The 18835-nt window shown below is 67.3% G+C and carries 20 protein-coding genes and 2 pseudogenes; 12 read left to right on the top strand and 10 right to left on the bottom strand.

The features are described 5' to 3' along the window. Positions 1-185: pseudogene (locus ABDV69_RS17125) on the top strand (hypothetical protein); the annotation flags it as partial. Here ABDV69_RS17125 and ABDV69_RS17120 read toward each other — a convergent pair. Continuing rightward, on the bottom strand, positions 163-474 hold the full coding sequence (locus ABDV69_RS17120) for a hypothetical protein (protein ID WP_343576487.1): 312 nt from the start codon (positions 472-474) through the stop codon (positions 163-165). The pseudogene ABDV69_RS17125 and the gene ABDV69_RS17120 overlap by 23 nt on opposite strands. A gap of 199 nt (positions 475-673) precedes the next feature. Between ABDV69_RS17120 and ABDV69_RS17115 the strand changes: the two genes are divergently transcribed. The 5 genes from ABDV69_RS17115 to ABDV69_RS17095 all read left to right on the top strand — a co-directional run bounded on the left by ABDV69_RS17115 (position 674) and on the right by ABDV69_RS17095 (position 5600). Further along, complete coding sequence (locus ABDV69_RS17115; RefSeq protein ID WP_343576485.1) at positions 674-1060, top strand: hypothetical protein; 387 nt, start codon at positions 674-676, stop codon at positions 1058-1060. A gap of 2 nt (positions 1061-1062) precedes the next feature. After that, on the top strand, positions 1063-1890 hold the full coding sequence (locus ABDV69_RS17110; RefSeq protein ID WP_343576484.1) for a sulfurtransferase: 828 nt from the start codon (positions 1063-1065) through the stop codon (positions 1888-1890). Between the two features lie 176 nt (positions 1891-2066). Next, a complete protein-coding gene (locus ABDV69_RS17105; RefSeq protein WP_343576483.1) occupies positions 2067-3224 on the top strand; it encodes an acetyl-CoA acetyltransferase in 1158 nt (385 codons plus the stop codon). Further along, positions 3224-4711, top strand: a complete 1488-nt coding sequence (locus ABDV69_RS17100; RefSeq protein WP_343576482.1) for a carotenoid oxygenase family protein — start codon at positions 3224-3226, stop codon at positions 4709-4711. Before ABDV69_RS17105 ends, ABDV69_RS17100 begins: the two co-directional genes overlap by 1 nt. Beyond that, positions 4701-5600, top strand: a complete 900-nt coding sequence (locus ABDV69_RS17095) for a winged helix-turn-helix transcriptional regulator (protein ID WP_343576481.1) — start codon at positions 4701-4703, stop codon at positions 5598-5600. Before ABDV69_RS17100 ends, ABDV69_RS17095 begins: the two co-directional genes overlap by 11 nt. Here ABDV69_RS17095 and ABDV69_RS17090 read toward each other — a convergent pair. From ABDV69_RS17090 to ABDV69_RS17070, 5 genes are read right to left on the bottom strand one after another with little or no spacing between them, the layout of a single operon-like run. Further along, positions 5597-6013, bottom strand: a complete 417-nt coding sequence (locus ABDV69_RS17090) for a hypothetical protein (protein ID WP_343576480.1) — start codon at positions 6011-6013, stop codon at positions 5597-5599. The two genes, ABDV69_RS17095 and ABDV69_RS17090, sit on opposite strands and share 4 nt — an antisense overlap. 22 nt (positions 6014-6035) lie before the next feature. Further along, positions 6036-6482, bottom strand: a complete 447-nt coding sequence (locus tag ABDV69_RS17085; protein ID WP_343576479.1) for an SRPBCC family protein — start codon at positions 6480-6482, stop codon at positions 6036-6038. 12 nt (positions 6483-6494) lie between these two features. Continuing rightward, the gene (locus ABDV69_RS17080; RefSeq protein WP_343576478.1) at positions 6495-6671 is read right to left on the bottom strand and encodes an antitoxin; all 177 of its coding nucleotides are present in this window, start codon (positions 6669-6671) and stop codon (positions 6495-6497) included. Positions 6672-6695: 24 nt separating this feature from the next. Beyond that, a complete protein-coding gene (locus ABDV69_RS17075; protein ID WP_343576477.1) occupies positions 6696-7823 on the bottom strand; it encodes an MBL fold metallo-hydrolase in 1128 nt (375 codons plus the stop codon). Positions 7824-7827: 4 nt separating this feature from the next. Continuing rightward, positions 7828-8559 carry an enoyl-CoA hydratase gene (locus tag ABDV69_RS17070; protein WP_343576476.1) on the bottom strand — a complete coding sequence of 244 codons (732 nt, stop codon included), beginning with the start codon at positions 8557-8559 and terminating at the stop codon, positions 7828-7830. Positions 8560-8683: 124 nt separating this feature from the next. Here ABDV69_RS17070 and ABDV69_RS17065 point away from each other — a divergent pair, with 124 nt between their 5' ends. From ABDV69_RS17065 to ABDV69_RS17050, 4 genes are all read left to right on the top strand, one after another. Next, on the top strand, positions 8684-10264 hold the full coding sequence (locus ABDV69_RS17065) for an arylsulfatase (RefSeq protein ID WP_343576475.1): 1581 nt from the start codon (positions 8684-8686) through the stop codon (positions 10262-10264). A 17-nt stretch (positions 10265-10281) separates the two neighbouring features. Then, positions 10282-11772, top strand: a complete 1491-nt coding sequence (locus ABDV69_RS17060; RefSeq protein ID WP_343576474.1) for a carboxyl transferase domain-containing protein — start codon at positions 10282-10284, stop codon at positions 11770-11772. 102 nt (positions 11773-11874) lie between these two features. After that, positions 11875-12585 (top strand): two-component system response regulator PrrA, encoded by a 711-nt coding sequence (prrA, locus tag ABDV69_RS17055; RefSeq protein WP_343576486.1) that lies wholly within the window; start codon positions 11875-11877, stop codon positions 12583-12585. 11 nt (positions 12586-12596) lie between these two features. Then, on the top strand, positions 12597-13940 hold the full coding sequence (locus ABDV69_RS17050; RefSeq protein ID WP_343576473.1) for a HAMP domain-containing sensor histidine kinase: 1344 nt from the start codon (positions 12597-12599) through the stop codon (positions 13938-13940). A 9-nt stretch (positions 13941-13949) separates the two neighbouring features. Here ABDV69_RS17050 and ABDV69_RS17045 read toward each other — a convergent pair whose 3' ends face one another. Next, positions 13950-14312, bottom strand: coding sequence for an FKBP-type peptidyl-prolyl cis-trans isomerase (locus ABDV69_RS17045; protein WP_343576472.1), 363 nt, complete (start codon positions 14310-14312; stop codon positions 13950-13952). 88 nt (positions 14313-14400) lie between these two features. Here ABDV69_RS17045 and ABDV69_RS17040 point away from each other — a divergent pair, with 88 nt between their 5' ends. Both ABDV69_RS17040 and ABDV69_RS17035 read left to right on the top strand, forming a co-directional pair. Next, positions 14401-14658: a DUF2630 family protein gene (locus ABDV69_RS17040; protein ID WP_343576471.1), complete on the top strand. Its 258-nt coding sequence runs from the start codon at positions 14401-14403 to the stop codon at positions 14656-14658. Positions 14659-14661: 3 nt separating this feature from the next. Further along, a complete protein-coding gene (locus tag ABDV69_RS17035) occupies positions 14662-16179 on the top strand; it encodes an NAD(P)/FAD-dependent oxidoreductase (RefSeq protein ID WP_343576470.1) in 1518 nt (505 codons plus the stop codon). 64 nt (positions 16180-16243) lie between these two features. Here ABDV69_RS17035 and ABDV69_RS17030 read toward each other — a convergent pair whose 3' ends face one another. The 3 genes and pseudogenes from ABDV69_RS17030 to pdxH all read right to left on the bottom strand — a co-directional run bounded on the left by ABDV69_RS17030 (position 16244) and on the right by pdxH (position 18734). Next, positions 16244-17536, bottom strand: coding sequence for a citrate synthase (locus ABDV69_RS17030; RefSeq protein WP_343576469.1), 1293 nt, complete (start codon positions 17534-17536; stop codon positions 16244-16246). Positions 17537-17799: 263 nt separating this feature from the next. Then, positions 17800-18061: pseudogene (locus ABDV69_RS17025) on the bottom strand (hypothetical protein); the annotation flags it as partial. A gap of 13 nt (positions 18062-18074) precedes the next feature. Beyond that, positions 18075-18734 (bottom strand): pyridoxamine 5'-phosphate oxidase, encoded by a 660-nt coding sequence (pdxH, locus tag ABDV69_RS17020; RefSeq protein ID WP_343576468.1) that lies wholly within the window; start codon positions 18732-18734, stop codon positions 18075-18077. Between the last annotated feature and the right edge of the window lie 101 nt (positions 18735-18835).

Here is an 18835-nt window from a genome sequence, read left to right as displayed (position 1 = left end):
CAGCAGTGAACGTACTCGGGGCCAACCAGCGAGACATCGCCACCCCCGTACGTGACCACACCGCAAGACTGCACCGCGTAGAGGGCAAAGTCGACCTGCTCGCGACCAAGTCCGATGACACCAATGCGCGGGTGCGCTCGATGGAAGGGGGCCAGGCCGAGATCAAAGATCTTCTGATCCGGGCCCGGCAAGGGCGTAAGCGAATGCGCCGCTGCCGTCGGCAATCGCCAGGCCAGATTCGCCGGCGATGGGGTGGGCGGTGGCGTCGCCGTCCTGCAGCAGGGTGTAGCCGTCGTAGGAGATGGCCAGATCCAGACCCGATGACGACGCCGGCAAAGCCAGCAGCCCATCGGTCGACGCCCACCAGTCCGTCGGGGTGTCGGCCGCGGCCACACCCGACGAGGAGGTAACCGCCACTGCGACACTCAATCCGAGCGCCAGCACGCACAGCCGACCGAATCGACGAACGTTCACCACCGTTGTCCTTTACCGCATGCGGCAACGATCGTCGAATTTGCTCAGGCTAATAGCAACCCACCTAAGAAGCATGAAATTCCAGTCAAATCTGTTCCGTCTGAGGCTTTTTGAACGAACCCGATCCAGCTGCTTCGCTGCGCAGTGGCTTGCTGCCGGTTTTCGTGAAAGTCCGCCGCGGGCTCGCGCACATGAAATGATGCGCACTGTGTTCGACCGCTCGATACTCGCCGCCGCGGCTATCGCGATAGCCGCCATCGGCCCCGCGCCGTTGGCTCATGCCGATCCGCCGCAGTGCCCGGCCAGTGGCTGTCCGCACGGCCCGGTCAACACCGCGCCCGGCCCGGTCAACAGCCCGCCACCGGCCAACGTCAACAGCCCGTCCTACAAAGACGGCTACCACTCCGAGCACGACTTTTACGCGATCCCGCAGAATCACGCGTACCTCGCAAGCGAGATGAAGACCGGCTACACCGCGCTGCTGGCGTGTCAAGTGGAAGTGAAAGGCGGGTCCCCGCCGGCGAATCTGAACGACTGGCTCGCCGGCTGCGTCGACGCCCTGCACGATCTGGGGTTTAGGCCATAAGCGTGCTGATCACCGCCGCGGAGTTGGCCGACCTGATCGACGCCGGTGAACCCGTGACGATTCTCGACGTGCGCTGGCGGCTCGACGAGCCCGACGGCCACGCGGCGTATCTGCATCGCCACCTGCCCGGCGCGGTCTACGTCTCACTCGAAGACGAGCTCAGCGACCACTCGGTGATCGGCCGGGGCAGACACCCGCTGCCGGCTGGGCGCAGCGTCGAAGCCGCGGCGCGGCGTTGGGGCGTCCGCAGAGCCGTACCGACCGTCGTCTACGACGACTGGAACCGGGCCGGGTCGGCGCGCGCGTGGTGGGTGCTGACCGCCGCCGGCATCGCCGATGTGCGCATCCTCGACGGTGGTCTGGGCGCCTGGCGATCGGCCGGAGGCGGTCTGGATAGCGGTGCGGTCGAGCCGCCGCCGGGCAACGCAACCGTCACACACGACGACCTCGACGACGGCGCGCTGCCAACCCTGAGCGCGTGCCACGTCAATGACGTCGACCTGCTCGATGCCCGTACACCGGAGCGGTTCCGGGGCGAGGTCGAGCCGATCGACCCGGTTGCCGGCCACATCCCCGGGGCTAAAAACCTGCCCAGCGGCGCGGTGCTGAACACCGACGGCACTTTTTTGGCCCACGCTGCGATCGCGCGCCTGCTCGCCGAGCGCGGCGTCGACCACAACAAGATCGGTGCGTACTGCGGCTCCGGCGTGACGGCTGCGATCACGGTCGCGGCCCTCGCCGCATCGGGCTATCAGGCGGCGCTGTTCCCCGGCTCGTGGTCGCAGTGGTGTTCTGATTCCAAAAACCCCGTCGCGCGTGGAGACGATTAGTCCGGTTCGCCGGAAAGAGGTTTGTCCCGCGGCCTCGGGGGCAATGCTTTCCGAGAGGCGTACACGTTGGTCGACCTGCGTGTCCGCTCAGATCTCGCCGGTTCAGCCGAGAGCTGGTGAGATCGCCCCGGCCAACCCTGGTGTGTCACTCTTTTAGTTGTAGTAACGTGCGGGAAATGGACGTGGGTGTCTGGATCCTCGGCGGCTATCAAAGCGACTTCGCCCGAAACCTCACCAAAGAAGGCCTGGACTTCGCGGACCTGACCCGCGAGGTCGTCGACGCCACGCTTGCCGAAGCCAAGATCGACGCCGCGGCCATCGGCGTCGTGCACATCGCCAACGCATTCGGCGAGTTGTTCGCCGAGCAAGGTCATCTCGGCGCGATGCCCGCGACCGTGTGCGACGGGCTGTGGGACACCCCGGCGTCGCGGCACGAGGCGGCCTGCGCGTCGGGCAGCATGGCCGCCCTGGCCGCGATGGCCGACCTGCACGCCGGCAACTACGACACCGCTCTGGTCCTCGGCGTCGAGTTGGAAAAAACCGTGCCCGACGCGAAATTCCTCTGGCCGTCGATGTTCGCCACTCTCTCCGACGAATACGATCGCCGCTACGGCATCGACGAAAACCACCTGCGGGCAATCGCACAGCTCAATTTCGGCAACGCACGCCGAAATCCCAACGCGCAGAACAGACAATGGTCGGTGCCCGATCCGATCGGCGACGACGACGAGGCCAACCCGCTGATCGAGGGCCGGCTGCGGCGTTTCGACTGCAGCCAGATGACCGACGGCGGCGCCGGCGTCGTCCTGGTCACCGACAAGTTCCTGCGCGACCATCCCGCCGCACGGCCGATCGCCCGCATCGCCGGCTGGGGGCATCGCACCGTTGGATTGGGCCTGCAACAGAAACTCACCCGCGCCGCGGACGACCCCTACGTCATGCCGCATGTGCGCGCCGCCGTGCTCGACGCGTTGCATCGCGCGCAAGCCACCCTCGACGACCTGCACGGTATCGAGGTGCACGACTGCTTCACTCCCAGTGAATATTTGGCCATCGACCATATCGGGCTAACCGGTCCGGGCGAGTCGTGGAAGGCCATCGAAAACGGAGAGATCGAGAACGGTGGACGGCTGCCGATCAACCCGAGTGGCGGCCTGATCGGTGGCGGCCACCCGGTTGGCGCGTCGGGCGTCCGGATGCTCGTCGACGCAGCCAAACAGGTCAGCGGCACGGCCGGCGACTACCAGGTCGAGAACGCGAAAGCCTTTGGCACGCTGAACTTCGGCGGTAGCACCGCCACCACGGCCAGCTTCGTGGTCAAGGAGGTGCGCTGATGGACGTCGCAGTCGTCGGCAAGTTCCTGTCGACCCTGCCCGAGGACGACGACCACCCGTACCGGACCGGGCCGTGGCGGCCGCAGACCAACGAGTGGGACGCCGACGACTTGGTCGCCGTGCAGGGCGAGGTCCCCCGCGACCTCGACGGCGTCTACCTGCGCAACACCGAGAACCCGCTGCATCCGGCGCTGCAGACCTATCACCCGTTCGACGGCGACGGCATGCTGCACATCGTCGGATTCCGAGGCGGAAACACGTTCTACCGCAATCGTTTTGTCCGCACCGACGGCTTCCTCGCCGAGAACGAGGCGGGCGAGGCGCTGTGGCCCGGTCTGGCCGAGCCGGTGCAGCTGGCCAAGCGCGACGGCGGCTGCGGCGCCCGCAGCCGGATGAAGGACGCGTCGAGCACCGATGTCGTCGTTCACCGCGGCATCGCGCTGACCAGTTTCTACCAGTGCGGCGACCTGTATCGCGTCGACCCGTTGTCGGCCACCACACTGGGCAAGGAGACCTTCAACGGGAAGTTCCCGGTCGACTGGGGTGTGTCGGCCCATCCGAAGGTCGACCCGAAAACCGGTGAACTGCTGTTCTTCAACTACAGCAAGCGGGCGCCGTACCTGCATTACGGCGTCGTCGACCAGAGCAACGAACTGGCGCACTACATCGACATCCCGTTACCCGGACCGCGGCTGCCGCACGACATGGCGTTCACCGAAAACTACGTCATTCTCAACGATTTCCCACTGTTCTGGGATCCGGACCTGCTCGACCACGACGTGCATCTGCCCCGGTTCTACCCCGACCTGCCGTCACGCTTCGCGGTGGTACCGCGGCGCGGCAACACCAACGACATCCGCTGGTTCGAAGCCGACCCGACGTTCGTGTTGCATTTCACCAACGCCTACGAAGACGGCGACGAGATCGTGCTCGACGGCTTCTACGAAGGCGCCCCCCAGCCGGCCGACACCGGTGGCAACAAGTGGGACAAGCTGTTTCGCTTCCTCGCCTTGGATCGCCTGCAATCTAGCCTGCACCGGTGGCGATTCAACCTGGTCACCGGCGAGGTCAGGGAAGAGCGGTTGTCGGAGTCGATCACCGAATTCGGGACGATCAACCCAGACTACGCCGCAGCGAACTACCGCTACACCTACACCGCCACCGGCAAACCGGGCTGGTTCCTGTTCGACGGGCTGGTCAAACACGACCTGCGGACCGGCGGCGAACAGCACTACCAGTTCGCCGACGGGGTCTACGGCAGCGAGGCCGCGATGGCCCCGCGACCGAACGCCACCGCCGAGGACGACGGGTACCTGATCACGCTGACCACCGACATGGGCGCCGACGCGTCCTATTGCGTGATCTTCGACGCCGCCCGGTTCAGCGACGGCCCGGTGTGCAAACTGGCTCTGCCCGAACGGGTTTCCAGCGGAACCCACGCGACCTGGGCAGCGGGTTCGCAGTTGCGCCATTGGCATGACGTCTGAGCCGACGGCGCTGAACCCCGGCAGCACCAACGCGGTCGGTCGCATCCTGGGTCTGCTCGGTGACGAGTGGACGCTGCTGATCATCCAGCAGGCCCTGCTGGGAGCCACCCGGTATGGCGACTTCATCCAGCGCCTGCCGATCTCGAACACGGTGCTTACCAATCGATTACGGGCGCTGACCGACAGCGGACTGCTGGCCCGCACGGAGTACCAGACTCGACCCGTGCGCGCCGAATACCTGATCACCCGACGCGGACGGGCGTTCTGGCCGGTGCTGCTATCGATCTGGGAGTGGGAGCGGCGGTGGGTGCCCGATCACGTCCACCAGCTTCCGGGCATGCGACACACCCCGTGCGGCAGCGAATTCGCACCGACATTGACCTGCCGGGCGTGCGGCGACGCGGTGACCGAAAAAGACGTCGCGGCGCGCTGGGGCCCGAGCGGGTCGTGGCAGCGCTCGGTTCCCGACGGGTCGACTCGTCGCAGGTCCAGCGCGGGCCAGGCCGGGCTGTTTCCCGAGACGATGAGTGTATTCGGAAATCGTTGGGCTGCGGCGCTATTGGTGTGTGCTTTCCTGGGCACCAGCCGCTTCTCGGATTTCCAGACCCAGCTCGGGGCACCGCCGTCGCTGCTGTCCGGCCGATTGCAGACGTTCTGCGCCAACGGCGTGATGGACATCTCCCGGCAGCGCTATCTGCTCACCGAGAAGGGGCGGGCGCTCTTCCCGGTCATCATTGCCGCCCTGCAATGCGGGCAACATTGGTTCCGCGCGCCGGAGGGGCCGGCGGTGCTGCTCACCCACCTCGGCTGCGGCCGGCCGTTCGTCGGACAGCTGACCTGCGACCAGTGCGCCCTGCCGTTGACCGGCGCGCACGTCAGCGTCGACTAGCGACGCAGCGATGCCGCCAGCGCCCAGACCGAGCACAACACCGCCGCGACGGCGGCACCGCCCCCGACGTACAGACCGTAGGCCGCTGACACCGGCGGCTTCACGTTGACGGAGTAGTACCGCACCGTCAGTGCCACCTCGACCAACGAGATGACCAGCGCGGCAACCGATGCCGGCCGCACCGACAACCCCCGGCCGATCATGGCACCTGCCACCAACAACGTGGACGAGAGCACCACGATCAACTGCCCTGGCCCGAACGCGTGCGGCAGGTGCAGGCTGCCGGTGCTGCCGCCGATCGCGTTGGCCCGGCCGCCGCCGGCCGTCCCCGTCGTCAACCACGGCAGCCAGGCACTCACCGACACCACCGCGGCGAACAGCGCGACCATCCAACCGGAGCTCAAGCGGGGCATGCTGCGACAGTAGCCGGGGCGCTCAGGCCGGCGCGAACACCGTCACGAACTTACGCAGGGACTCGTTGATGTCGCTTTTGAGTGCGGCGGCGACGATCATGCCGACCGGCCCGAACAACGCCGGGCCGCCGAGGTGCACGTCGAAGCTGACCACCGACTCGGTGTTGTCAGAGCCCTTCGCTCGTACCTTGGCCAACAGCTTCACCTTGACTCCGCCGACGCCGACACCGTTGAGCGTCATGGACTCCGGCGGCTGGTAATGCACGATCGTCCAGGTGATTCGGTTGGGCATGCCCTTGACTTCGACGATCGACTCGATCACCGTGCCCTTTTCCAACCGATCGGGCAGCTTGCTCCGCCAGACCCGGTGGATGGTCAGCCAGTCTTTGAAGCGGGAGAGGTTGGACGCGTGCTCCCACGCCCGGTCGGGCGAGAGCGGGACGTCGATGGATCCGGAAAGCTTTGCCATAGTGTGCTTCTGCTACTCGCCCTTGCCATCGTGGATGGCGTTCTTCGCCGCCTGCTGCGCCTTGTCGACGACGTCTTTGAACTTGCCGTCGGTCTTGGAGTCGACGAACTCGCCGGCCTTCTCGATCGCGGAGTTCACGGTATCGGCGTTCTGCGACAACAGGTCCTTGGCCTTGTCCAGAAATCCCATTTTCCGTCCCTTCAGAGTTGTTGATTACTGCGAAGATTCGTCGAGTCGCCACCACGGCTCGAATTCTATTGGCGCCGTTGGATCTACCCGAGCACCAGGCTTGGGTACCGCTACCGAGATGCCGGCGGCCTCGGCGGCGGCCAGCAGCCGTTCGATCGGTTCGGCCCAGGGGTGCGGCGCCAACCGGAATGTGCACCAGTGAATCGGCACCAGCAGTCCGCCGTTGACGTCCAGGTGGGCCGCAACGGCGTCCTCGGGGTTCAGGTGGATGTCCGGCCAGTGCTTGTTGTAGGCGCCGACCGGCATCAGCGTCACGTCGAAGGGTCCGTGCTCGGCCCCGATGTCGGCGAAACTCTTGGTGTAGCCGGTGTCGCCGCCGAAGTAGGCTCGGTGCGCCGGGCCGATGATCGCCCACGACGCCCACAGGGTGGCGTTGCGGTTCAGGAACCGGCCGGAGAAGTGCCGGGCCGGTGTGCAGATCAACGTCAGCTCGTCGATCTGGGTGCGCTCGTTCCAGTCGAGTTCGATGATGCGCTCGTCGGCAATGCCCCACTCCCGCAAGTGCGATCCGACGCCGAGCGGTACCACGAACGGGGCCCACTGACTTCGTGCCAAACCGATGATGGTGTCGATGTCGAGGTGGTCGTAGTGGTCGTGGCTGACCACGATCGCGTCCAGGGCGGGCAGGGCGTCCAGCGACACCGGCGGCGGATGCATGCGGCCGGGTCCGATGACGTCCGAGGGCGAGCAGCGTTCACTCCAGACCGGGTCGGTGAGCACCCGGTAGCCGTCGATTTCCAGTAGTGCCGTCGCGTGCCCGAACCAGCTGACCGCGATCCGACCGGCGGGAGCGTCGAAGCTGCGCGAATCGGGCGTGATCAGCGGGATGTCAACCGTCGGCCGAGCTGCGGCCCGGCCGGTGATCAACTCCCACAGAATATTTCGCTGTTCCTCGGTGTCGAGATTGAACGAGGCCCGCTCCAGGTTGACGAAGACGCCGTCGTGGAAGTTCGGCGAGCGTTCGGCGACGCCGCGGATGTCGGACGGCTGGGCGCCGAGCGCAGCCGGTGCGCCGTGCAGCGCACGCAGCGCCCACCCGCCCGTCACGAGTGAGACCGTACCCACTGCCAGTCGCAGTGCTCCGCGCAACATCCGATCAGGCTCCCTGGAATTTCGGCGGCCGCTTCTCCACCCGCGCGACCTGTGCTTCGATCACGTCCTGACTGCCCCACGCCTTGTCGAACAGTTCCTTGTGGGCAGGCCTCTGGTCTTCGTAGGCGCCGTCGTCGTTGAGCACCCGCTTGGCGTGCTGCAGCGCCAACGGGGCCAGGCCGGCGATCTCGGCGGCCCAGGCCTGTGCGTCGGCCAGCGTCCCGATCCGGTTGGCCATGCCGGTCTGCAGCGCTGTCTCGGCGGTCAGCTTCTCCGCGGTCAGCAGCATCGCCCGGGCGCGCCCATGGCCCGCCAGCGACGACAACCGGCGAATGCTCCAGTTGTCCAATGCCAAGCCATATTTCGATGTCGGAAACTGGAAGAACGCTTCGGGTGCCACCACCCGGAGGTCACAGATCATGGCCAGTTGCAGACCCGCGCCGATGGCCGGGCCGTTGATTGCGGCGATCACCGGAACCGGCGTCGCGTCGATCGCCAAGTTCAGCGCGATCAGGCGATCCGGGTAGTCGGCAGCGAACGCGTCACCGCTCAGGTCGGCGCCGGCGCAGAACACCGTGCCCCGCCCGGTCAGCACAACGACCCGCACGTCGTCACGGGCGGCCTTTTCGATCGCCTCGCGCAACTCCTCGACGAGCTGAGAGTTGAGCGCATTGCGCCGTTCGGGACGCTGCAACTCGATGGTCAGGACGTCGTCGACGCGGGTGACTCCAATCATGGGGTCAGCTTAGTTCGGCGACAATGCGGGCCCGCAGGGCCCGAGGATGGGCCGGGCGGGCACCGTGAACCTCCGGTCGCCGGACCGTTCCATTCGACCGTCAGACCTGACAGGATGCTTCCCCGTGACGAGGCCCAACTTTCTGGTGATCGTGGCGGACGACCTCGGGTTCTCCGACATCGGCGCCTTCGGCAGCGAAATCGAGACCCCCAACCTGGACCGGCTGGCGAACGCGGGGCTCAGGCTGACCGACTTCCACTCCGCACCCGCCTGCTCGCCGACCAGGTCGATGCTGCTGACCGGAACCGATCACCACATCGCCGGCATCGGCACCATGCTCGAGGTGGCTCCGCAGTTCCGTGGGCAGCCCGGCTACGAGGGATACCTCAACGACCGGGTGGTCGCGCTGCCCGAGCTGTTGCGCGATGCCGGCTATCTGACGCTGATGGCCGGCAAGTGGCATCTCGGCAACACCATCGACCGGACACCGTGGGCCCGCGGATTCGATCGTTCTTTCGCGCTACTACCAGGCGGCGCAAGCCATTACGGAGTTGTGCCCGGCGATCTGCTGCCGGCCATGTCGCGGTACACCGAAGACGATCAGTTCGTCACGGTCGACGACGACTTCTACTCGTCGGACTTCTATGCCGACACGCTGCTGCGGTATCTCCGCGAGCGTCCGGCGGACCAGGATCGGCCGTTCTTCGCCTACCTGCCCTTTCAGGCTCCGCACTGGCCGTTACAGGCCCCCGCCGAAACCATCGCGAAGTATCGCGGCCGCTACGACGACGGCCCGGACGTGCTGCGCGAAGAGCGGCTGGCCGCACTCAAGCGGCTCGGGCTGTGTCCCAGCGACGTCGTCGCGCACCCGGTGGTGCCCGACGGGGAGCCCGAGTGGGCCGAGATGAGCGCCGAACAGCAGGCGCTGTCCGCTCGGACCATGGAGATTTACGCCGCCATGGTCGACCGGATGGACTACAACATCGGCAAAGTGATCGATTACCTCACTCAAACAGGCGAACTCGACAACACCGTGGTGATCTTCATGTCCGACAACGGTGCTGAGGGAGCGATCGTCGAGGCGATGCCCATCCTCGGTGGCGCGATCGCCGCCGAGATCGAACGAAACCTCGACAACAGCCTCGATAATGTCGGCGCCCCCAACTCGTTCATCTGGTACGGCCCGCGTTGGGCGCAGGCCGCGACGGCGCCGTCGCGCCTACACAAGGCGTTCACCACCGAGGGCGGCATCCGGGTGGTCGGCTTCGTCACCTGGCCGGGGTTCGACCGACAGCAACAGATCGGTACCGCATTCAGCACGGTCATGGACATCGCCCCAACCGTGCTTGAACTCGCCGGGGTGGCACATCCGGGCACCGAATACCGCGGCCGTGAAGTGGCGCCGATGCGCGGCCGGTCGCTGGTGCCGTACCTCTGCGGCGACGCCGAGTCGGCGCACGACGAGGTCACCGGAACCGGGTGGGAGTTGTTCGGCCGCCGTGCCATTCGCCAGGGCGACTGGAAAGCGCTGCACCTGCCCGAGCCGTATGGCCCGGGTGACTGGCAGCTCTACGACCTGTCCACCGACCCCGGCGAAATCGAGGACCTCGCCTCGTCGCGGCCCGACAAGCTGGCCGAGCTGCTGGGGCTGTGGGAGCGCTACGTCCAAGACACCGGCGTCATCCTCGATCTCGCGCAAGGCTGATATGTAGCCTCAGCCGGGTGAGCCGGATCGGGACCGACGAACTGCGCGACGCGGTGCTCGACGACGGTTCATTCGTCAGCTGGGACACCGCGCCGATCGCCGTATCGACGAGTGAGAGCTACCGCCGCGAACTGGCCGAGGCGCACGCCGCCAGCGGCCGCGACGAGTCCGTGCTGACCGGCGAGGGCCGGGTGTTCGGACGTCGGGTGGCGGTGGTCGTGTGCGAGTTCGACTTCCTCGCCGGCTCGATCGGTGTCGCCGCGGCCGAACGGATCACCGTCGCGATCGAGCGCGCCACCGTGGAGCGGCTGCCGCTGCTGGCGTCGCCGTGTTCGGGCGGCACCCGGATGCAAGAGGGCACCGTGGCGTTTCTGCAGATGGTCAAGATCGCTGCGGCGGTCACCCTGCACAAGGAAGCACACCTGCCGTATCTGGTGTACCTGCGCCACCCGACGACCGGCGGAGTGTTCGCGTCGTGGGGCTCGCTGGGCCACGTCACCTTCGCGCAGCCGGGCGCCCTGATCGGCTTTCTGGGGCCGCGGGTGTACCAGCAACTCTACGGCGAACCGTTCCCGCCCGACGTGCAGACCGCCGAGAATCTGCAGCACTACGGGGTGGTCGACGCCGTCGTGCCACTCGGCGAGCTGCGCGGCATCCTCGACCGGGCGCTCACCGTCGTCGCCGATGACCCGGGGTCGCCGCCCGAGCGGCCACGCCCCGAGCCGCTGCCCGACGTCCCGGCATGGGATTCCGTGCTGGCTTCGCGGCGACCGGACCGGCCCGGCGTGCGACACCTGCTGCGCCACGGCTGCACCGACCAGGTGTTGCTGTCGGGCACCGAGCTGGGGGCACGCCCCGCTTGCGGGGGAGGCGAAGCCGCGACGATGCTGCTGGCGCTGGCCCGGTTCGCCGGCCAACCCGCGGTACTGCTCGGCCAGCAACGCGTTGTCGGGGGGCTCGTCGGGCCGGCCGCGTTGCGCGAGGCCCGCCGCGGCATGACGCTGGCCGCCGGTTTGCGGCTGCCGCTGGTACTGGTCATCGACGCCGCCGGCCCGGCGTTGTCAGCCGAGGCCGAGCAGGGCGGGCTGGCCGGCCAGATCGCGCACTGCCTGGCCGAGCTGGTCACGCTGGACACCCCGACGGTGTCGGTGCTACTCGGCCAGGGCAGCGGCGGGCCGGCGCTGGCGATGGTGCCCGCCGACCGGGTGCTGGCCGCGCTACACGGCTGGCTGGCGCCGCTGCCGCCGGAGGGCGCCAGCGCGATCGTGTTCCGCGACACCGCCCACGCTGCCGAGTTATCCGCCGCTCAAGGTGTCCGGTCGGTCGACTTGTTAGCGTGCGGCATCGTCGACGCCGTCGTGCCCGAGCACCCGGATGCCGCCGACGAGCCTGTCGAGTTCTCCGAACGACTGTCCGCGGCGATCGCGGTCGAACTGCACGCGCTCCGCGCGATGCCTGACCGGATGGCGACCCGGTTACGGCGTTACCGCAACATCGGGCTTCGCTAGTTCTCGGTTAGCCATGTCAGACGGCGCCGGACTGCGGTCGAGTCGCCGCGCCGGGTCTGCTCCGGTGGCTGTTCCCACAGCTAAGCAGGATAATCAGGCATCATAGGCGGCATGGACACTGGCGCGGCCTCACCGCGGGTATTGGTTGTCGACGATGACTCTGACGTGCTGGCCTCGTTGGAGCGCGGACTGCGGTTGTCCGGCTTCGAGGTGTCGACCGCTGTCGACGGCGCCGAGGCGTTGCGCAGCGCCACCGAAACCCGGCCGGACGCGATCGTGCTCGACATCAACATGCCGGTGCTCGACGGCGTGAGCGTGGTGACCGCGCTGCGGGCGATGGACAACGACGTCCCGGTCTGTGTGCTGTCGGCGCGCAGCTCGGTCGACGACCGGGTGGCCGGCCTGGAAGCCGGCGCCGACGATTATCTGGTCAAGCCGTTCGTGCTGGCCGAGCTGGTGGCGCGGGTGCGGGCGCTGCTGCGCAGAAAAGGCTCGACCCCGTCCACCTCGTCGGAGACCATCACCGTCGGCCCGCTGGAGGTCGACATCCCGGGCCGCCGCGCCCGGGTCCACGGTGTCGACGTCGACCTGACCAAGCGTGAATTCGACCTGCTGGCCGTGCTGGCCGAGCACAAGACGGCGGTGTTGTCGCGCGCCCAGCTGCTGGAATTAGTGTGGGGCTACGACTTCGCCGCCGACACCAACGTCGTCGACGTGTTCATTGGATACCTGCGCCGCAAGCTGGAAGCTGGCGGCGGCCCACGGCTGCTGCACACCGTCCGCGGCGTGGGATTCGTCCTGCGCATGCAGTGACGGGACGAAACATGAACTTCTTGCAGCGAATTCTGACCCGAACGCCGTCGCTGCGTGCCCGCGTCGTGGTGGCGACCGTCATCGGTGCAGCCATCCCGGTGCTCATCGTCGGCGTCGTGGTGTGGTTCGGCATCACCAACGACCGCAAGGAGCGGCTGGACCGCCGTCTCGACGAGGCGGCCGGCTTCGCGATCCCGTTCCTGCCCCGCGGTTTGGGTGAGATTCCGAAGTCGCCCAGCGACCAGGACGCCATCATCACCGTGCGCCACGCCAGCGGCGAGGTCACGTCCAACACCACCGTCACGCTGCCCGAGTTACCCGCGGGTTACGCGGACACCTACGTCAACGGGGTGCGCTACCGGGTGCGCACGGTCAACATCCCGGCACCGCACCCGATGGCGGTCGAGGTCGGCGCCACCTACGACTCCACCATCGCCGACACCAACAACCTGCATCGCCGGGTGCTGTTGATCTGCCTGTTCTCGATCGCGGCGGCAGCCGTATTCGCTTGGCTACTGGCTACATTCGCGGTGCGACCGTTCAAAAGGCTGGCGCAGCAAACCCGGTCGATCAATGCCGGCGACGAGAATCCACAGGTCCAGGTGCGCGGCGCCAGCGAGGCCGTGGAGATCGCCGAGGCCATGCGCGGGATGCTGCAGCGGATCTGGGACGAGCAGAACCGCACACTCGAGGCGCTGACGTCGGCGCGCGACTTCGCCGCGGTGTCCTCGCACGAGCTGCGCACCCCGCTGACCGCGATGCGCACCAACCTCGAAGTGCTGGCCACCCTCGACCTGCCCGACGAGCAACGCAAGGAAGTGCTCAGCGACGTGGTCCGCACCCAATCACGAATCGAGGCAACGCTTTCCGCGCTGGAGCGACTGGCCCAAGGTGAGCTGTCGACGTCGGAAGACCATGTGCCCGTCGACATCACCGAACTGCTCGACCGCGCGGCGCATGACGCCATGCGGATCTACCCCGACCTCGAGGTGTCGCTGGCGCCGTCGCCGACCTGCATCATCGTCGGGCTGCCGGCCGGGCTTCGACTCGCGGTGGACAACGCGATCGCCAACGCCGTCAAACATGGTGGCGCGACCAAGGTGCAACTGTCCGCGGTCAGCTCACGGGCCGGTGTGGAGATCTGCGTCGACGACAACGGCAGCGGGCTGCCCGAAGACGAACGCCAGATCGTGTTCGAGCGGTTCTCCCGCGGTTCGACCGCGTCGCACTCCGGCTCCGGACTCGGCCTGGCACTGGTGGCCCAGCAGGCTCAGCTGCACGGCGGCATCGCGGCGCTGCAGGAAAGCCCGCTCGGCGGAGCACGTCTGCTGTTGCAGCTGCCTCCGCCGAGCTGAGCCTCGAGCTCAGCGGGCGCCGAGCAGGTCGATCACGAAGATCAGCGTCTTGCCGGAGAGCTGATGTCCCGAACCGGCCGGTCCGTAGGCCTGCTCCGGCGGGATGGTCAGCTGGCGGCGGCCGCCGACCTTCATCCCCGGAATCCCGTCCTGCCAGCCCTGGATGAGGCCCTGCAACGGGAACGAGATGGATTGGCCGCGGCCCCACGAGCTGTCGAACTCCTCGCCGGAGTCGTAGTCGACGCCGACGTAGTGCACCTCGACCGTGCCGCCCGGCACGGCTTCGGGGCCGTCGCCCACCGTCAGGTCGTCGATCACCAGTCGAGCGGGCGCGGGGCCGTCGGGGAACTGAATCTCAGGTTTGCTTGACACGCAAACGACCCTAGTCGGGCGATGATGCGGCCGAGCATCGGCCGCTGAGGAGCCAGACAATCAGGTCCTAGTCGGGCACACTTGACCCGTGACAACCGACACTGAAGATTCCGCTGCACTGGCTCGGATTCACGAACTCGTCGCCGAGGAGAACGCCCTTCGGCAACAGCTCCAGCACGGCGAGATCAGCGAATCCGACGAGCACAAACGGCTGCACCAGCTCGAGATCCAGCTCGACCAGTGCTGGGACCTGCTGCGGCAGCGTCGCGCGCTGCGCGAAACCGGCGGCGATCCCGGCGACGCCGCGGTGCGGTCCGCCGACGAGGTCGAGGGCTACCTCAGCTGAGCTATGGCTGCGCGTGATGCCGACGTCGTCATCGTCGGCGGCGGGCACAATGGTCTGGTCGCCGCCGGATACCTGGCCCGGGCCGGGCTGCGGGTGCAGCTGCTGGAGCGGCTGAGCCACGTCGGTGGCGCCGCGGTGTCGGCACAGGTTTTCTCCGGTGTCGAGGCGCAGCTGTCGCGGTATGCCTACCTGGTGAGCCTGCTCCCGTCGCGCATTCTCGACGACCTCGGCGTGACGGTCCGGCTGGCGCCGCGACCCTACTCGTCCTACACGCCCGATCCCGCCACCGGCGGGCGGACCGGTCTGCTGGTCGGGCGGGAGTCGACGTTCGATGCGATCGGCGCCGACGATGACGAGCAGCCCTTCGCGGAGTTCTACCGGCGCTGTCGGCAGGTGACGAGGCGGCTGTGGCCGACGATGCTGGAGCCGCTGCGCACCCGTGAGCAGGCGCGCTTGGACGTCGGTGACGGCGCCGCGTGGCGGGACATGATCGAGCGCCCGATCGGTGCGGCGATCGCCGACGCGCTCGGCAACGATGTGGTGCGCGGCGTGGTGGCGACCGACGCGCTGATCGGCACCTTCGCCCGACTCGACGACCCGTCGCTGCAGCAGAATGTCTGCTTCCTGTACCACCTACTCGGTGGCGGCGACGGGGGCTGGCATGTCCCGGTCGGCGGCATGGGTGCCGTCAGCGCGGCGTTGACCAAGGCGGCGAAGGACGCTGAAATCGTCACCGGCGCGGAGGTTTACGCGATCGATCCGAGCGGGGAGGTGCGCTACCGCCGGCACGACGACGACCACGCGGTGCGCGCCCGGTTTGTGTTGTCCGGTGTGACGCCGACGACGCTCGCCGGCCTGCTGGGCGAAGAAGCGCCGACGTCGGCGCCGGGCGCCCAGGTCAAGGTGAACATGGTGCTGCGCCGGTTGCCTCGGCTGCGTGACCCGGGCGTAACGCCCGAGCAGGCGTTCGGCGGCACGTTCCACGTCAACGAGACCTGGACGCAGCTCGACGCGGCGTATGACCGAGCCGCCGGCAGCGTTCTGCCGGATCCACTTCCGTGCGAGATCTACTGCCATTCGCTGACCGACCGCAGCATCCTGTCGCCGGCGCTTCAGGAAGTGGGCGCGGCGACGCTGACGGTGTTCGGCCTGCACACCCCGCACCGCGCGTTCGAACCTGACGCGCTGACCGACGCCGTGCTGGCATCGTTGAATTCCGTGCTGGCCGAACCGATACAGGACGTGCTGCTGACCGACGCGAACGACCGCCCCTGCATCGAGACGACCACCACCCTGGACCTGGAACAACGACTGGGCATGACCGGCGGCAACATCTTCCACGGCGGATTGGCCTGGCCGTTCACCGAAGACGACGACCGACTCGACACCCCGGCGCGGCGGTGGGGGGTGGCCACCGCACACGACCGAATTCTGTTGTGCGGCTCAGGGGCACGCCGCGGCGGAGCGATCTCCGGGATCGGAGGTCACAACGCCGCGATGACGGTGCTGGCTACCTGGTGAGCAGACGCAGAATCGCACAAATCGGGGCGCGCATACGCGAGTCTGCGTCTGCTCGCGCAGCAAACTAGCGAGCGTCGATGCCTGCGTACTTGCGCTCGGTGTAGCCGGTGTAAATCTGGCGCGGCCGGCCGATCTTGCTGGGCTCGCCGTTCATCTCCCGCCAGTGCGCGATCCAGCCGGGCAGCCGGCCGAGCGCGAACAGCACAGTGAACATCCGAGTCGGGAACCCGAGCGCCCGGTAGATCAGCCCGGTGTAGAAGTCCACATTCGGGTACAGCTTGCGCTCGACGAAGTAGTCGTCGGTCAGCGCCGCCTCTTCGAGTTCCTTGGCGATGTTCAGCAGGTGGTCGTCGCCGCCGAGCTTGCCGAGGATCTTGTCGGCCTGCTCCTTGACGATGCGGGCGCGCGGGTCGTAGTTCTTGTAGACCCGGTGGCCGAAGCCCATCAGCTTGACGCCGTCTTCTTTGTCTTTCACCTTGCGGACGAACTCGCTGACGTCGTCGCCGCTTTCCCGGATCTGCTCGAGCATCTCCAGCACCGCCTGGTTGGCGCCGCCGTGCAGCGGGCCCCACAGCGCGTTGATGCCACCGGAGATCGAGGTGAACAGGTTGGCCTGCGACGAGCCGACCAGTCGCACCGTCGACGTCGAACAGTTCTGCTCGTGGTCGGCGTGCAGGATGAACAGCATGTCCAGCGCACGCACGATCTCGGGGTCGGGCTCGTAGGGTTCGGCGGGCAGGCCGAATGTCATTCGCAGGAAGTTCTCCACCAGGTTCAGGCTGTTGTCCGGGTAGAGGAACGGCTGACCGACCGACTTCTTGTAGGCGTAGGCGGCGATGGTCGGCAGCTTGGCCAGCAGCCGGATCGTGGACAGATCGATCTCTTCGGTGTCGGCCGGGTCCAGCGAATCCGGGTAGTAGGCGCTCAGCGCGTTCACGACGCTGGACAGCACCGGCATCGGGTGCGCGTTGCGGGGGAAGCCGTCATAGAACCGCTTCAGATCCTCGTGCAGCATGGTGTGCCGCTGGATCTGCTCGGTGAAATCGGCCAGCTGCTCGGAGTTCGGCAGCTCACCGTTGATCAGCAAATAGCTGACCTCGATAAACGTCGACTTCTCGGCGAGCTGATCGATCGGGTAGCCGCGGTAGCGCAGAATGCCGGCGTCGCCGTCGATGTAGGTGATGGAGCTCTTAGTGGACGCCGTGTTGACGAAGCCGTTGTCGTAGGTCGTGTAACCGGTCTTGGACAACAGTGGCCCGAGCGCGATGCCGTCGGCTCCCTCGGTGGCGTGGACGATTTCCAGGTCCAACTCACCACCCGGGTACTTGAGAGTGGCGGAGTCGTCGGTTGCGGCCACGGGAACCCCTTTGCGCTTGCGTGTGAATGCTGGCCCGGCTGGATGCCTATAGCGCAAAGGTAGTCGTTACAGCGACCGCTCGCCTGCCCGGGGGTGAGGTCTGGGTGCGACGGCAACCACATCCATTCTCGGGCGGCTCGTCGCCGGTCTTAGTCCGGCGCGCGTATCGCAGCGCGATAACGATTGAAGACCGGCGCGACCAGCACTGCCAACAGCACCCCGACGACGGCCAGCGCTCCTCTCCCGTCGCCCGCTTCCAGCGCCGGCATCGGTGCCGGGCGGAACGTCGCCCAGATCGGAGCGATCGTGGTGGGGGTGTCGATCAGGTCGAGCGCGGCCAGGTCGACCCAGTTGAGCAGCCCTCCGGCGGCAGGCCGGACACGATCAGCGACACCAGGGCGAACAACTCGGACATGCCCACACGGGCCGGGTGAAGATGGTCAGGTTGGCGCCGACGGCGGTGACGATTCCCGACGTCCAGAGCCGACGGAGATCGGCATTCCGCGGTGCCGCGGTGTCGGCGAAAGCCTCGGGGTGCTCAGGGTTGCAGGCGTTCGACGCGCCCGCCGACGACGCGGATTCGGTTGTGCAACCGGTCTTCTCGGCCTTGCCAGAATTCGACTTCGGCGGGGGCGATGCGGTACCCGCCCCAGTTCGGCGGTACCGGGACATGTTCGTCGTCGGCGAAGCGGTCGGTCACCTGGCCCAGTTGATCGATCAGGGCGGCGCGCGAGGCGATCGGCTGGGACTGGCGCGAGGCCCACGCGCCGAGTTGTGAGCCGCGCGGCCGGTTGTTCCAGTAGCTCGCCGTGGCCGCCGGATCGACCCTGGTGACCGGCCCACGGATGTGGAACTGCCTGTTCAGTAGATACCACGGAAAGGTCGCCGAGGCGTATGGCATCTCGGCCAGCTGATTACCCTTGGCCGAGTCGTAGTTGGAGAAGAAGACGATCCCGTCTTCGTCGACGCCCTTGCACAGCACCGACCGGCTGACCGGCCTCCCCCCGCTGACGGTGGCCAACACCATCGCGTTGGGCTCAGCCACGCCCCCACGCTCCGCATCACTAATCCACTTGCGCAACAACGCAAGCCAGCCGTCGTCGAGCCAGTCGACGTCGAGGTCGGGGCTGCCGTCGCGCTCCTTGGAACCGTACTCCTTGCGCATTGCGGCCAGATGTTCGTTGTCGGATCCCGCCATCGGGCCAACGCTACCTGCGTTCAGCAGCGGGGATGGAGCGGCCCGGATTTGTCGGTGGTGGCTGCGATGATGACGTTATGTCTTCGACCGCATCCGCCGGC

This window comes from Mycobacterium sp. (assembly GCF_039583785.1).
GTDB lineage: Bacteria > Actinomycetota > Actinomycetes > Mycobacteriales > Mycobacteriaceae > Mycobacterium.
Note: the sequence above shows the minus strand (reverse complement) of the source record. Positions and strands in the feature narration are given on the sequence as shown.

Coding starts and splice junctions, on each gene's coding strand:
- ABDV69_RS17070 (WP_343576476.1), bottom strand. CDS start 8,559: ATGATTGGAGTCACCCGCGTCGACGACGTCCTGACCATCGAGTTGCAG.
- ABDV69_RS17080 (WP_343576478.1), bottom strand. CDS start 6,671: ATGGGATTTCTGGACAAGGCCAAGGACCTGTTGTCGCAGAACGCCGAT.
- pdxH (WP_343576468.1), bottom strand. CDS start 18,734: ATGGCGGGATCCGACAACGAACATCTGGCCGCAATGCGCAAGGAGTAC.
- ABDV69_RS17100 (WP_343576482.1), top strand. CDS start 3,224: ATGGACGTCGCAGTCGTCGGCAAGTTCCTGTCGACCCTGCCCGAGGAC.
- ABDV69_RS17090 (WP_343576480.1), bottom strand. CDS start 6,013: ATGCCCCGCTTGAGCTCCGGTTGGATGGTCGCGCTGTTCGCCGCGGTG.
- ABDV69_RS17105 (WP_343576483.1), top strand. CDS start 2,067: ATGGACGTGGGTGTCTGGATCCTCGGCGGCTATCAAAGCGACTTCGCC.
- ABDV69_RS17095 (WP_343576481.1), top strand. CDS start 4,701: ATGACGTCTGAGCCGACGGCGCTGAACCCCGGCAGCACCAACGCGGTC.
- ABDV69_RS17035 (WP_343576470.1), top strand. CDS start 14,662: ATGGCTGCGCGTGATGCCGACGTCGTCATCGTCGGCGGCGGGCACAAT.
- ABDV69_RS17115 (WP_343576485.1), top strand. CDS start 674: ATGCGCACTGTGTTCGACCGCTCGATACTCGCCGCCGCGGCTATCGCG.
- ABDV69_RS17075 (WP_343576477.1), bottom strand. CDS start 7,823: ATGTTGCGCGGAGCACTGCGACTGGCAGTGGGTACGGTCTCACTCGTG.
- ABDV69_RS17085 (WP_343576479.1), bottom strand. CDS start 6,482: ATGGCAAAGCTTTCCGGATCCATCGACGTCCCGCTCTCGCCCGACCGG.
- ABDV69_RS17050 (WP_343576473.1), top strand. CDS start 12,597: ATGAACTTCTTGCAGCGAATTCTGACCCGAACGCCGTCGCTGCGTGCC.